This window comes from Labrys sp. (in: a-proteobacteria), from assembly GCF_047605565.1.
GTDB classification, from domain to species: Bacteria; Pseudomonadota; Alphaproteobacteria; order Rhizobiales; family Labraceae; genus Labrys; species Labrys neptuniae.
On the sequence record NZ_JASGFM010000006.1, the window covers coordinates 80,949 to 94,384 of the forward strand.

General features: G+C 63.6%; 11 protein-coding genes. 6 read left to right on the top strand and 5 right to left on the bottom strand.

The annotated features are described in order from the left end of the window. Positions 1-183 precede the first annotated feature (183 nt). Positions 184-1,368, top strand: a complete 1,185-nt coding sequence (locus QM672_RS08375) for a serine hydrolase domain-containing protein (protein WP_415081893.1) — start codon at positions 184-186, stop codon at positions 1,366-1,368. Positions 1,369-1,395: 27 nt separating this feature from the next. Here QM672_RS08375 and QM672_RS08380 read toward each other — a convergent pair whose 3' ends face one another. After that, complete coding sequence (locus tag QM672_RS08380) at positions 1,396-1,875, bottom strand: hypothetical protein (RefSeq protein ID WP_415081895.1); 480 nt, start codon at positions 1,873-1,875, stop codon at positions 1,396-1,398. A gap of 340 nt (positions 1,876-2,215) precedes the next feature. On the opposite strand from QM672_RS08380, the gene QM672_RS08385 reads away from it, so the two are divergent. Further along, positions 2,216-2,995: a transporter substrate-binding domain-containing protein gene (locus QM672_RS08385; protein ID WP_415081897.1), complete on the top strand. Its 780-nt coding sequence runs from the start codon at positions 2,216-2,218 to the stop codon at positions 2,993-2,995. Positions 2,996-3,022: 27 nt separating this feature from the next. Next, on the top strand, positions 3,023-3,691 hold the full coding sequence (locus QM672_RS08390; RefSeq protein ID WP_415081899.1) for a TetR/AcrR family transcriptional regulator: 669 nt from the start codon (positions 3,023-3,025) through the stop codon (positions 3,689-3,691). Between the two features lie 30 nt (positions 3,692-3,721). On the opposite strand, the gene QM672_RS08395 is transcribed toward QM672_RS08390, so the two are convergent. The 3 genes from QM672_RS08395 to QM672_RS08405 all read right to left on the bottom strand — a co-directional run bounded on the left by QM672_RS08395 (position 3,722) and on the right by QM672_RS08405 (position 7,426). Further along, the gene (locus QM672_RS08395; protein ID WP_415081901.1) at positions 3,722-5,779 is read right to left on the bottom strand and encodes an FAD-dependent oxidoreductase; all 2,058 of its coding nucleotides are present in this window, start codon (positions 5,777-5,779) and stop codon (positions 3,722-3,724) included. 135 nt (positions 5,780-5,914) lie between these two features. Next, a complete protein-coding gene (locus QM672_RS08400) occupies positions 5,915-6,385 on the bottom strand; it encodes a hypothetical protein (protein ID WP_415081903.1) in 471 nt (156 codons plus the stop codon). Positions 6,386-6,586: 201 nt separating this feature from the next. Beyond that, positions 6,587-7,426 carry a pyruvate, water dikinase regulatory protein gene (locus tag QM672_RS08405; RefSeq protein ID WP_311934060.1) on the bottom strand — a complete coding sequence of 280 codons (840 nt, stop codon included), beginning with the start codon at positions 7,424-7,426 and terminating at the stop codon, positions 6,587-6,589. 545 nt (positions 7,427-7,971) lie between these two features. Between QM672_RS08405 and hemE the strand changes: the two genes are divergently transcribed. From hemE to rho, 3 genes are all read left to right on the top strand, one after another. Next, on the top strand, positions 7,972-8,994 hold the full coding sequence (gene hemE / locus QM672_RS08410; RefSeq protein ID WP_415081905.1) for a uroporphyrinogen decarboxylase: 1,023 nt from the start codon (positions 7,972-7,974) through the stop codon (positions 8,992-8,994). A 92-nt stretch (positions 8,995-9,086) separates the two neighbouring features. Next, positions 9,087-9,527 carry a protoporphyrinogen oxidase HemJ gene (gene hemJ, locus QM672_RS08415; RefSeq protein WP_311934058.1) on the top strand — a complete coding sequence of 147 codons (441 nt, stop codon included), beginning with the start codon at positions 9,087-9,089 and terminating at the stop codon, positions 9,525-9,527. 244 nt (positions 9,528-9,771) lie between these two features. Continuing rightward, positions 9,772-11,037 (top strand): transcription termination factor Rho, encoded by a 1,266-nt coding sequence (gene rho, locus QM672_RS08420; RefSeq protein WP_311934057.1) that lies wholly within the window; start codon positions 9,772-9,774, stop codon positions 11,035-11,037. Positions 11,038-11,400: 363 nt separating this feature from the next. On the opposite strand, the gene QM672_RS08425 is transcribed toward rho, so the two are convergent. After that, entirely contained in the window at positions 11,401-13,434 is a 2,034-nt protein-coding gene (locus tag QM672_RS08425; protein ID WP_415081908.1) for a thioredoxin domain-containing protein, read from the bottom strand. Between the last annotated feature and the right edge of the window lie 2 nt (positions 13,435-13,436).

Here is a 13,436-nt window from a genome sequence, read left to right on the forward strand (position 1 = left end):
TTTCCTTCTCCCCTTGCGGGAGAAGGTGCCCTGAAGGGGCGGATGAGGGGTCGCACCACCCTTCTGGTACGGTCGCACAAAACCCCTCATCCGGCGCTTCGCGCCACCTTCTCCCACAAGGGGAGAAGGCTGATTACGTCACATCCTGATCTCCCATCAATTGCTCACGTATATCCATCACCCATGTCTCTTTCAGCCTTCGAAACCGCTTATGGCTTTCGCCGTGATGCCGTGCAGCTCGGCAATTGGCGCCAGGCGCCCTGGAATGTCTGGGCCTTCCGCAACGTGTCCGAACTGGTGCCGACGGCCCGGATCGCCGCCAACGCCGCCCTGCCCGAACCCCCGGATGCCGATCCTTCCGGCCTGCTGCGCGAAAAACTGGAGATCGGGGCGGAGCGGGGTTCTCTCGCCGATATCCTCGAAAAGACCTCCACGGATGCCCTGGTGGTGATGAAGGCGGGCCGCTTCGTCGCCGACTACCATGCCGCGCATTTCACCAGCGCCAGCCGCCACATCGTCTTTTCCATCTCCAAATCGCTGACCGCGATCCTGACCGGTGTCGCCGAGGACGAGGGACGGCTCGACCCCGAGGCGCCGATCGCCGACTATGTGCCCGAAGTCGCAGGTTCGGCCTTTGCCGACGCCAGCGTGCGCCATCTGCTCGACATGCGCGTCAGCCTCTCCTTCGAGGAAGCCTATCTCGATCCCACCGGCGAGTTTGCCCGCTATCGGCGCGCCACCTTGTGGAACCCCTCGGCGCCGGGGCAGGATCCCGGCACGCTGCTGGGCTTTATCGCCTCCATGCCCAAGGGCGCCGGCGAGCATGGCGGCCCCTTCCGCTACCGCTCGCCCAATTCCGACCTGCTTGGCATTGTGGTCGAACGGGCCAGCGGTGAGCGCTATGCCGACTACGCCTCCTCGCGTCTGTGGCAGAAGATCGGTGCCCGCCAGGATGGCATCGTCACCGTCGACGCGGCCGGCACCGCACGGGCTGCCGGCGGCATCAGCATGAGCGCGCGGGATCTTGCCCGTGTCGGCGAAATGATGCGCCAGGGCGGCAGTCTCGACGGCACCCGCATCGTCTCGCAAAACTGGGTCGAGGACACCCGCCGGGGCGGCAGCAGCGAAGCCTGGCAGCAGGGCGATTTCGTGCATCTGCTCGGCCAGGGCCGCTACCGCAACAAATGGTATCAGACTGGCTATGCCAACGGCGCCTTCCTGGCCATCGGCATTCACGGCCAGTGGCTCTATGTGAACCCAGCCGCCGAGGTGGTGATCGTCAAGATGTCGTCGCAACCCGAACCGGTGGACGATCCCACCGACAGGCTGAATCTCCAGCTGTTCGAGGCCCTGGCCGCCAGGGTTTGAGGGCAGAGCCTGCCGGTCTGGACGGGCTCATCGCTTTGCAAGACCGGCCGGCAGCCGCACCGCCACCAGCCAGAACACCAGGCCGCACGCTGCGCCCAGCGCGACGAAAGCCGTGGCATCCATGGCAAGACGGGGATCCTCTGCTAACAACTCCGCAGTGCGGGCCATCTCGAAATAGGTGGCGACGGCAAAAACCGCGGCCGCGGCCATGTAGAGCCAGGGCGATCTCCACCCGATCAACTGCGCGGCTCCTCGCGTCAACAAGGCGGGAATGACTGCAAACATCGCCGTCAGCGCAGCCAGGCTCGTGACCGGGGTCGCCGCCGGAAAGGACTCTTGCAGTTCCAAAGGGAAGAACTTTCCGCCTTGAAGCGCCGCCGCGCTGACATAAACCAGCGCCGCCATGAGCGAGGCTAGGGCGATGCCCAGCAGGCTGAAAGCCAAATGAAAAAGCAAAACGAGCGCCGGACGATCGCCTGGCGGCTGTAGGGCCCGATCCTCGCTCATTCACACCCCGCTCGCAGTGGCCGATCAAGCCTCCCCATTCTATGCCAAGCCGCGAATGGAGGAGCGCTCTCGCCCTACTCAACTCCTGCAAATTCACAGCAAAATCACGACCTGCCGGCATCTCGCCGTTGCCGACGCGCGATGCCGTTGACCTGTCGCGTTCCGACCAGCCGCCACGGCCATTGCATCCTCATTTTTCTTGTTGTACGTTTGTTCAATAAGAGAGAACAGCAGCCGTGGCGGAGGATGCTCGGCATCGGGAAACGTTCATGCCTGTCCCTGCCGATCATCCGATCTTTCGCGGCCATGCCTGTGCAGCCAGAGAGAACGGAAAGACACCATGCCTCTTCACATCGGGACGCGTTGTATTGCCGCCGCCGCCCTGCTCTACGTCGCCATCACCGGGGCCGAGGCCGCGCCGACCCGCGTCAGCCTTGCCGCCGAACCCTATCCGCCCTTCGCGGCCAAGGATGCCGAGGGGCAATGGGTCGGTTTCGAGGTCGATCTCGCCAAGGCCGTCTGCAAGGCCGCCAAGCTCGATTGCGAGATCGTGCAGACCGCCTGGGACGGCATCATCCCGGCGCTCAATTCAAACAAGATCGACGTGATCTGGGCCTCGATGGGCATCACGCCGGAACGCTCCCAGCAGATCGCCTTCACCATCCCCTATTACACCACCCCGGCTCACTTCGTCGGCGCCAAGGGCGACAGCTTCGACTTTTCGCCCGGCGGGCTGAAGGGCAAGACCGTCGGCGTGCAGACGAGTACGGTCTATGCCGATTATATCGCTCGCGCCTATCCCGAAGCCAGCGTGAAGACCTACTCGACCCAGGATGCTGCCAACGCCGATCTCGTCGCCGGCCGCCTCGATCTCGGCCTGGCCGACAGCATCGCGCTGGCCGATTTTCTCAAGGGCAAGGACGGCGAATGCTGCGAGGTCAAGAACGTGCCCAAGGACCCGATTTTCGAGGCGGGTATCGCCGGCGGCCTGCGCAAGGGCGATATCGACTTGAAGGCCAGGCTCGATGCGGGCATCACTGCCGTCTACAAGAGCGGTGAGTTCGACAAGCTCGCCAAGAGATATTTCAGCTTCGATATCGGCACGCCGCCCAAGAACTGAGCGCACGCCGGTGTCGGAAGAAAGCGATTGGGTTTGAGCTCCGTTTCGCCGACACCGCCCCGCCCCGCCAAGCGCGCGCCCCGCTTCAACCGCGAAACCGCAGACGTCCGCCGGCGCCAACTGATCGAGGCCGCCATACGCGCTCTCGCCAAGGGCGGTATCGCCGCCTTCACCATCGACAGCATCTGCAAGGAAGCCCAGGTCTCGCGCGGCCTGATCAACCATCATTTCGGCAGCCTCGACGATCTCCTGGTCGAGGTCTACCAATCCTCGCTCTATGAAAGCGTCAGCGAGCATATCGCGCAGGCTCGCCGGCAGCGGCAAGACCGGACAGGGAACCCGCCTGAGGCCGTCCTGCTCGCCCTGGTGCGCTCCAATTTCCAGCCGCGTTCCTTCACCCGCGACAATCTGCTGGTCTGGCTGGCGCTGTGGGGCGAGATCGCCGTCAATGACAAGCTCCGCCAGGCTCATCGCCGCCTCTACGAGGCCTATCGCGGCGAACTGGCCGTCGAAATCGCCGCCATCGCAGCCCATCGCAGCCGGCAAGTCGATGCCGCCGGACTCGCTCGCAATTTCATCGCTTTGGTCGACGGCCTCTGGCTGGAATGGTGCCTCGACGACAAGGCGGTGACCCCGGCCGAGGCCGAAGAGGCCAGCCTCGGCCTGCTCGAAAGCGCGCTGGGGCCCCTGCGGTAGAAGCGAAGGATGATATCGGAAACGCCAGCTTCAAGCCGGCAGTGGCCGCTCCCGGCGCGGCACGACCTCGGCCGGCGGCCTGTCGAACTCGCGGGCCCAGCGATGGCCGGCATGCACGGCGTCGGCGATCGACGAGGGTGCCAGGCAATCGCCGATGCGGGTGACGGAGCGGAGGCCGGCCGCCGCCCACTGCCCGGCCCTATCGGCCAACTCGCGATAGAGGCCATCCTCCGCCATGCGGCCGGTGACCAGGACGAGGGTGCCGAAATCATGCCGGCGGATCCGCCCGGTATAGGTGCAGGCGAGTTCGGCCACGCCATCCGCCGCTCCGGCCAGGCGCTGGCCGAGCAGCGGTTCCACGCCAAGTTCCAGGAGTCGCCTGTGGATGAAGAACTGCTCGTCCGTCATCACGGTCCAACTCGAAAACATGGCTGCCGGAGTGGCCAGCCGCACCTCATGGCCTTGCCTGCGGAAGGTCTCGGCCAGAGCACCGCCCATGGCGTAATGCTCGTCGTCATAGATCAGCACCGGCCCGCCAACCTCGGCACCGGCGAAGATGTCGTCGGGCGTAAGGATCTGGCCGGTGCCGAGGTCAGCGGCCTCCTCGCCGAGGCTGCCGATGCCGTCGCGCCGCCAGCGGCTGCCGGTCGCGAGCACGACATGCTCGGCCTCGAGCCCCAAAACGTCCTCGGCAGCGAGCGGGCTTTCCGGAAAGAGCTCGATGGCCGGCAGCTTGCCGATCATGGTGAGGCGGTAGTCGCGCACGCGAGCCCCGCTGGCGAGCCCCGGCAGGGTGGATTCGCGATTGATACGGCCGCCGAGCCGGCGCTCGGCCTCGGCGAGCATCACGCGATGCCCGCGGCGCCCGAGGGTCAGGGCGCATTCGAGGCCCGCCGGGCCGCTGCCTACCACCAGCACGCGTGACGGCCCGCCGGCCGTCGTTTCGATGCGCTCGGGATGCCAGCCGCGCCGCCATTCCTCGCCGATGGTGGGATTTTGCGTGCAGCGCAGCGGCACGGCCTCGTTGTTGGCCGAACGGCAGATATTGCAGCCGATGCATTCGCGGATCTCGTCCTCCCGGCCCTCATCGATTTTCCTGGGCAGGAAGGGGTCGGCGATGGAGGGGCGGGCGGCGCCGATGAAATCCTGGATGCCGCGCCGGACCTGGCTCACCATGCTGTCGGGCGAGGTGAAACGCCCGACGCTGACTACCGGCTTGCTGGTGAGAGCCTTGACGAAGGCGACATGCTCTTCCTGGAAGCCTTCGTCGCTGAAGCGGGCGGAGCGGGAATCATTGCCGAGCGACCCGGAGACGTTGACGTCCCACAGATCCGGCAACTCCGCCAGCATGGCCAGGATCTCCCGCCCTTCCCCCTGGGAGGTGATGCCGCGCGGCCCGTGCAATTCGTCGACCGACAGGCGCACGGCAACCGCGCAGCGGTCGCCGACGGCCTCATGCGTGTCCTCGATCAGTTCCCGCAGCAGCCTGACGCGATTGGCGAGGCTGCCGCCATATTCGTCGCCGCGCAGATTGAGGCGGGGCGACAGGAACTGGAACGGCAGATAATCGTGGCCGGCATAGCAATAGACGATGTCGAAGCCGGCCCGCCTGGCCCGCAGGGCAGCATCGCGGTGCCAGGTCCGGAACGCCTTGATGTCGGCCTTGTCCATGGCGCGCGCACTGCCCGGCTGCGGAATCAGGGCCGGACGGGCCGACGGCGCCAGGACGGGCTCGCGCGTCAGGCGGTTATTGGCATGGGAGCCGCCATGCCACAGCTCCACGCCGGCAAGGCTGCCATGATCATGGATGGCTTCCACCGTGGGCATGAGCGAGCGCACATCGTCCTCGTCCCACAGGGTCAGGAAGCCGAAGGGCGAATCGTCCGAACTCGGATGGATCGAGCAATATTCCGTGCAGACTACACCCCAGCCGCCCTCTGCCTTGATGCCGCGCAGCTTGGCGCCGCTTTCCGGCCTGAGATAGCCCATGCCGGTGGCGTGCGGTGTCTGGTAGAAGCGATTGGGTGCGGTGACCGGGCCAACGCGCACCGGTTCGAACAGAATGTCGTAGCGCGGATTGCGGGGCATCTCGACCTGATCTCTTGTTGTACATTTGTTCAACAAGAATAGATGTTTCGCCATAGAACGCAAGCAGCTGCCGGCGGCCAGTCACGCGGGGCTCAGGCCAAGCGTAATGACCCAATCAATCAGGATGCAGCGGCGCTAGCGCCTCAAAAGGCGGTCGGGCAGCCATACCGCCACCAGCCAGAACACCAGGCCGCAGAGCGCCCCCATCAAACCGAAGCCGAGGGCTACGCCGGCAAGTTCGGGGTTCCCGTTGGAAATCCACTCGGTACCGAACATCAGATAGACCGCACCGACGGCCGCGACGATCGCCGCCGCCGCCATATAGGGCCAGGGCGCCCGCCAGCCGAGCAGGTGCATGAGGGCACGGGTCAGCAGTGCCGGCAGGCCGGCGAGCAGCACGGTCATATAAGCCAGGGCACCAATCAGGGTCGGGGCATCCCCGGCATCGCCGAGGCCGGTATCGGACCGAACCATGATCGCGCCGATATAGGTCAGGGCCGCCGTGAGCGAAGCGAGGGCGATGCCGATGAGACAGAAGGCGAGGTGGACGAGAAAGCTCAGAACCGGGCGAGGTTTCGGCGCCACAGGCGTTGCATCGGCAATCATCGTCAATCGTTCCCGAACCTACCAAACCAGCCCAATTCCAGCCGGATTACCCGTCGTCATTGCGAGCGCAGCGAAGCAATGACAAAAAGGCGATCTCGAAGTCGAATCCCGACGATCGCCAAGCTCTGTCGGTGAAGACATAGCCGTTCCCGCGCCTCGGCGTTGTATCCGGCGCTACAGCATGAACGACAGCAGCTGCCCTTACGTCTCCACGATGCGGGCGCGGCGATGGGCGCGCAGCAGGCCCTGGATGGCCGCCGCGGTTTCCTCGATCGAACGGCGGGTGACGTCGATCATCGGCCAGCCGCGCTGAGAGAACAGGCGCCGGGACTGGGCGATCTCCTCGGCCACCGCCATGCGGTCGGTATAGGTATCCACTTCGTGATGCGGGCTGAGGGTCAGCACACGGTTCTCGCGGATCTGCACGATGCGCTCGGGCGAGGCGAACAGGCCAACGATCAGCGGATTCTTCAGATGCTCGACTTCCGGCGGCAGCGGCACGCCGGGAACCAGTGGAATATTGGCGGTCTTGACACCGCGATGAGCCAGATAGATCGAGGTCGGCGTCTTGGAGGTTCTGCTGACGCCGAGGAGCAGCACGTCGGCTTCCTCGTAATCGGTCGGCATCAGGCCGTCATCATGCATCATCGTGTAGTTGAGCGCGTCGATGCGGCGGAAATAATCGGCATTCAGCACATGCTGGGCGCCGGGCTTCACCATCACCTCGGTGCCGAGATAGGATTTGAACAGATCGAAGATCGGCTGCAGCACCGATAATACCGGAGCGCCCATCTCGCGGCAGCTGCGCTCCAGCCGCTCCGCCAGTTCCGGTTCGACCAGAGTATAGAGCACCACGCCCGGATTGGCTTCGATCTCGGCGATGGTGCGGTCGAGATCGCGCTCGCTGCGTACCAGCGGGTAGATATGCTCGAGCGCCGAGACTGCCGGATACTGGGCGGCGACGGCTCGCCCGGCCATGATCAAAGTCTCGCCGGTGGAGTCCGAAACCAGGTGAAGATGGAAGAAGCTTCTTGTGGCCATGACAGGACGTAGCGCGGGATGGCCTTGTGGACAAGTGGGGACAGCTGAAGGGCCTTAACCCCTTCTTAAGAGAGGCTGTGGAAGAACTCGATCTTTCATCAACAGGCTGATCGCTTGGGATGGGATTCCGCGTGCTCGGCTGCAAAAGACTCATAAGGCGCTAAGTGAGACTCGGCGCCCTCCCCCCGAGCTTGCCGCCACCGCCTTGATTCAACGGCTGGAATCCGCGCGGCTTTCTTCCGATTTTTCGCACTGAATTTTCTACGACGCTTGCCTGCCGCCTGTGAATAGATTGTGGACGGCAAGGAAGCACGGTAAACGAGGCGTTAAGAAGAAAGAGAATGAAGATTCATATCTCTCTTTTTCATTTTTTCTGGCGGTAGGTCGGATCGGGCGAACCCTGTCGCCGAGCTGGATTTCCGAACGCCCTCAAGAATGGATGCGATAGTCCAGCGACGTCTCAATCTTCCAGCGGGGCCAACCGGCCGAAGCACCCGGTTCGATCCATCGCCCCTGCTTCGTATTGCCGAGAAAGCCTGACCCATATGACCAAAGCTCTCCTCGATGTCCTCGCCGGCAAGGCTCAGCCGGTGCCGCCAATCTGGCTGATGCGCCAGGCGGGACGCTATCTGCCGGAATATCGGGCGATCAGGACCAAGGCTTCGGGCTTTCTGAACTTCTGCTACACGCCCGATCTCGCCATCGAGGCGACCTTGCAGCCGATCAGGCGCTTCGGCTTCGATGCTGCCATCCTGTTCTCGGACATTCTGGTGGTGCCCGATGCCTTGGGACAGAAAGTCTGGTTCGAGGAGGGCGAGGGCCCGCGGCTGGAGCCGGTCACGGACCTTGCCGGCCTGGCGGGTCTCAAGAGCCAGGTCGATCTCGATCATCTGGCGCCTGTGTTCGAGACCATCCGCCAGGTCAAGGCGACGCTGCCGGTCAATGTGACCTTCCTCGGCTTTTGCGGGGCGCCCTGGACAGTGGCGACCTATATGATCGCCGGACGCGGGGTGAAGGACCAGCTGCCCGCACGCCTCGCCGCTTATCAGGATCCGGTCTTCTTCGCCGCCCTGATCGACCGACTGGTGGCGGCTTCGATCGATTATTTGGCGGCTCAGCTTGAAAATGGCGTCGACGCTGTCCAGATATTCGACAGCTGGGCGGGCATCCTTCCGCCGGACGAATTCGAGCGCTGGGCTATCGAACCTGCCAAGCGCATCGTCGAGGGCGTCAGGGCGCGCCGTCCCGGAGCGCGCATCATCGGCTTTCCGCGTGGCGCGGGTTCCTTCTATCGCGATTATGCGCAGGATGTGGCGGTCGATGCCATCGGGCTCGATTGGGCAGTCGATCCAGCCTGGGCGGCACAGGAAGTCCAGCCGCTGAAGCCGGTACAGGGCAATCTCGACCCCCTGGCGCTGGTGGCGGGCGGCGATCCCCTGAACCGGGCGCTCGACCGCATTCTCGAGAACCTCTCCGGCAAGCCCTTCATCTTCAATCTGGGCCACGGCATCGTGCCGCAGACGCCGATCGCCCATGTCGAGCAGATGCTGAAGCGAATCAGGGGCTAGGGTTGTTAGACTGGTGACAATCGGTGCCGGAAAAGCAGCCTTCTCGCTGACGAGGAGAAGGGGCGGCACCCACCAAATGCAGGAACGACGTGATGGAATATGGCGGCACGGCCTATGATCTCGTAAAGGCGGGGCACATCATCGCCGTGATCGCCTGGATGGCGGGCATGCTCTATCTGCCGCGCCTGTTCGTCTATCACGCCGAAGCCGCCAAGGGCTCGATCCAGAGCGAAACCTTCAAGGTGATGGAACGCCGCCTCCTGAAGGCCATCATCAACCCGGCCATGGGCGCAACCTGGATTTTCGGCCTGCTGCTGGTGTGGTCGTCTGGCTTCTACAGCCAGCCCTGGTTCCATGCGAAATTCTTGGCTGTGCTGCTGCTTTCGGGCGTGCATGGCTGGTTTTCGAAGCTGACGCGGGAATTCGCCGAGGACCGCAATGTCCGCCCGGCGAAATTCTTCCGGATGATCAACGAAATTCCTACCGTTCTGATGATCCTGATCGTCATCCTGGTCGTGGTGAAGCCCTTCTGAGGATTTCACGCTTTTTCGACATTTGGCCGGTCCGCCCGCTTGCCCAGGCGCAGGGCCGGCTGTATAAAGCCTTTCTCCTTCCATTGCAGGCTGGCGTCTTGAGGGTATGGGTGTCGAACCCGGCCACGGCGCTGACGCAAGACTAAGTCTGGCGATAACAAGACCTGTTCCCCCCGAGAATCTTCTTATTCGCGCTTCTTTGATGCGCGTGATCCAACGAATCCATCCCCCAACAAGGACCCCCATGCGGGAAATCAAACTTCAGGATCTCAAATCCAAAACCCCAATCGAAATGCTTGCCTTCGCGGAGGAACTCGAGGTCGAGAACGCCTCCTCGATGCGCAAGCAGGAACTCATGTTCGCCGTGCTCAAGCAGCTCGCCAATCGCGAGGTCGAGATCGTCGGCGAAGGTGTCGTCGAGGTGCTGCAGGACGGCTTCGCCTTCCTGCGCTCGCCCGAGGCCAATTATCTGCCCGGCCCTGACGACATCTATGTGTCACCCTCGCAGATCCGCAAATTCGGCCTGCGCACCGGCGATACGGTCGAGGGCATCATCCGCTCTCCCAAGGATGGCGAGCGCTATTTCGCCCTGCTCAAGGTCAACACGATCAATTTCGAAGATCCGGACAAGACCAAGCACAAGATCAATTTCGACAACCTCACGCCGCTCTATCCCAACCAGCGGCTGAAGCTCGAAATCGGCGACGCCACCAAGAAGGATTATTCCTCGCGCGTCATCGACATCGTCTCGCCGATCGGCAAGGGCCAGCGCGCCCTGATCGTGGCGCCGCCGCGTACCGGTAAGACGGTGCTGCTGCAGAACATCGCCCAGTCGATCACCGCCAACCATCCCGAATGCTACCTGATCGTGCTTCTGATCGACGAGCGTCCGGAAGAAGTCACCGACATGCAGCGTTCGGTGAAGGGTGAGGTGATCTCCTCCACCTTCGACGAACCGGCTGGCCGCCACGTCCAGGTTTCGGAAATGGTGATCGAGAAGGCCAAGCGCTTGGTCGAGCATGGCCGCGACGTGGTCATCCTGCTCGATTCGATCACCCGCCTCGGCCGCGCCTACAACACCGTGGTGCCGTCCTCCGGCAAGGTGCTGACCGGCGGTGTCGACGCCAACGCCCTGCAGCGTCCCAAGCGCTTCTTCGGCGCGGCCCGTAACATCGAAGAGGGCGGCTCGCTGACCATCATTGCGACGGCGCTGATCGAGACCGGCTCGCGCATGGACGAAGTCATCTTCGAAGAGTTCAAGGGCACCGGCAACTCCGAAATCATCCTCGACCGCAAGGTTTCCGACAAGCGTGTCTTCCCGGCGATCGACATCACTCGCTCGGGCACCCGCAAGGAAGAGCTGCTGGTGGCGAACGACATTCTCAAGAAGATGTATGTGCTGCGCCGCATCCTCAACCCGATGGGCACGGTCGACGCCATCGAGTTCCTGCTCGACAAGCTCCGGCAGACCAAGGTCAATGCGGACTTCTTCGACTCGATGAACACCTGAGGCATCCGCCCAGATCGTTCCAGACGGCCCGGCAGTAATGCCGGGCCGTTTTGCGTCCGGCACCGATTCGGAAACGGAATGGACCGGTTGCGAGCAAGAAGGGGCGATTCTGGTTCCCATGCGAAGGTAGACATTGCCTCCAGGGCCAATCGGTATGAACGGCGGCAGGAAGTACCGGATACAATTAACCCTGTTTCACGTGAATCACCCTCCGACCCCAAACCGCTCTCCTGTAGGGGGAACGCCTCGATAGAGGCCGTGCGAACTTCGACGTCGCTTAGGTTGAACCGCATGGCCTTCCCACCTGATTCACGTGAAACAGGCTGCCGGTGATTCACGTGAAACAGGCGGTGCTTGCTTTGCCTAGGCGCCCCGCATGGACCGGATCGTCTCGGCGAGCGCCGCTGGATCCCCGACAGGAAGTGAGCAGCGTTGCCCCGAGCAGACGAAGGCGGCCGGCCCGCCACCGGCATCGGCCTGGCGCACGGCATGCCCCGCTGGCAGTTCCTCAATCCGCGCTGCCCGCAGGATGGTCCGGCTCGGAAAGGGTTGATCGAGCGCAGAGCGGTAAAGCTGATCGGCCGCCGCCCCGCTGCCCAGCACCACGATTTCCAGGCCATGGAGCCTGAGGTCGAGGGCATTGAGCAGGGAGGCGTGGCCGAAGACATTGCCGGCCATTGCCGGCGACAATGCCGTGAACATCTCGTCGCCGCGCTGTAGCCAGCGTTGCTCACCGGTGAGGGCGGCGAGACGGACCAGATTGTCCGCCATGATGCCGTTGGCGTTGGGAACGGCATCGTCGAGGGTGGAGCGCGGCCGGGTGATCAGCGCCGCAGCGTCCTCTGCGGTGAGGAAATATCCCCCGCCCTCGGCATCGGCATAGTCGCGTTCGATCGCCTCTGCCCAGCCAAGGGCCCGATCGAGATAGGCCTGCCCCGCTCCGGCCTCGTGCAGGGCCAGCGCCGCCCTGATCATGGCTGCGAGATCACTGGCTAGGCCCGGCTTGAGCAGCCGGCCCTCGCGCCAGGAATGGCCGAGGCGCGGCCCGTCGGCCATGGATTCGGCGACGAAACGAAAGGCTGCCTGGGCAAGAGCGAGCCAGTCCGGCCTGTCGAATATGACGGAAGCACGGGCAAGCGCTGCAATGGCGAGACCGTTCCAGTCGGCCAGGACCTTGTCGTCGCGGGCTGGCGCGACGCGCTTGGCCCGCTCAGCAATCAGCCTGGGCCGCAGATCCTGCCAGCCTATTTCGAGCGCCGGCTCGAGGTCGTCCTTGCCGAGACGATTGGGAATGGACTGGCCTTCCCAATTGCCTCCGTCGGCGATGTCGAAGGTGTGGGCCACGAATTCGGCATCATCGACACCGAGGATCTCGACGAGTTCATGCGGTTTCCAGACATAGAAGCGGCCTTCATGCCCCTCCGAATCGGCATCGAGAGAAGCGGCAAAAGCCACGCTGTTCGAGATTTGTCCGTCTCCCGCCAGCATCTCGCGCTGCAGCCATTCGACCAGTTCGATGGCCGCCTGGCGATAGAGATCGCGTTTGGTCTCCTGCCAGGCCAGCGCCAGCAATTCGAGTAATTGGGCGTTGTCATAGAGCATCTTCTCGAAATGCGGCACCAGCCAATACTCATCGACGCTGTAGCGCGCAAAGCCGCCGCCGACATGATCGCGGATGCCGCCCTGGCAGATGCGCTCCAGCGTCAGCAGCATCAGCTTGCGGGCTTCGCTGCCCGGTCCGCCGCGCCAGAGCAATTCGAGATAGGATGCGTTCGGAAATTTCGGCGCACCCTTGGTGCCGCCATTGACGGGATCGGTGATGCCGGCCAAGGCAGCGATCGCCTGGGCGAGGCCGTCGGCACCGAAGGCGCGATCGCCACGCTGGGGGATGCGGTTGAGCACGCCAAGCAGTGCCTGGCGATTGCGGCCGACCCGCTCGAAATCGGTGTGGTAGGCCTTGGCTATGGCCCGGAGCACGTCGACGAAGCCAGGACGGCCATAGCGCGATTCAGGCGGGAAATAGGTGCCCCCCCAGAAGGGTTCGCCACCGGGTGTGAGAAACATGGTGAGAGGCCAGCCGCCCTGCTCCCCGAGAGCGTGAAGAGCCGTCATGTAGATCTGGTCGATATCGGGCCTTTCCTCGCGATCCACCTTGATGTTGATGAAAAGCTCGTTCATGACGGCGGCGATGTCGGGATTCTCGAAGCTCTCATGGGCCATGACGTGGCACCAATGGCAGGCGGCGTAGCCGACGGAGAGCAGGATCGGTTTGTTCTGGGCCCGGGCAAGCGCCAGGGCCTCTTCGCCCCAGGGCTGCCAATGCACCGGATTGCCGGCATGCTGGATCAGATAGGGGCTGGTTTCATGAGCGAGGTTGTTTTGCAGCGCGGTGGACATGA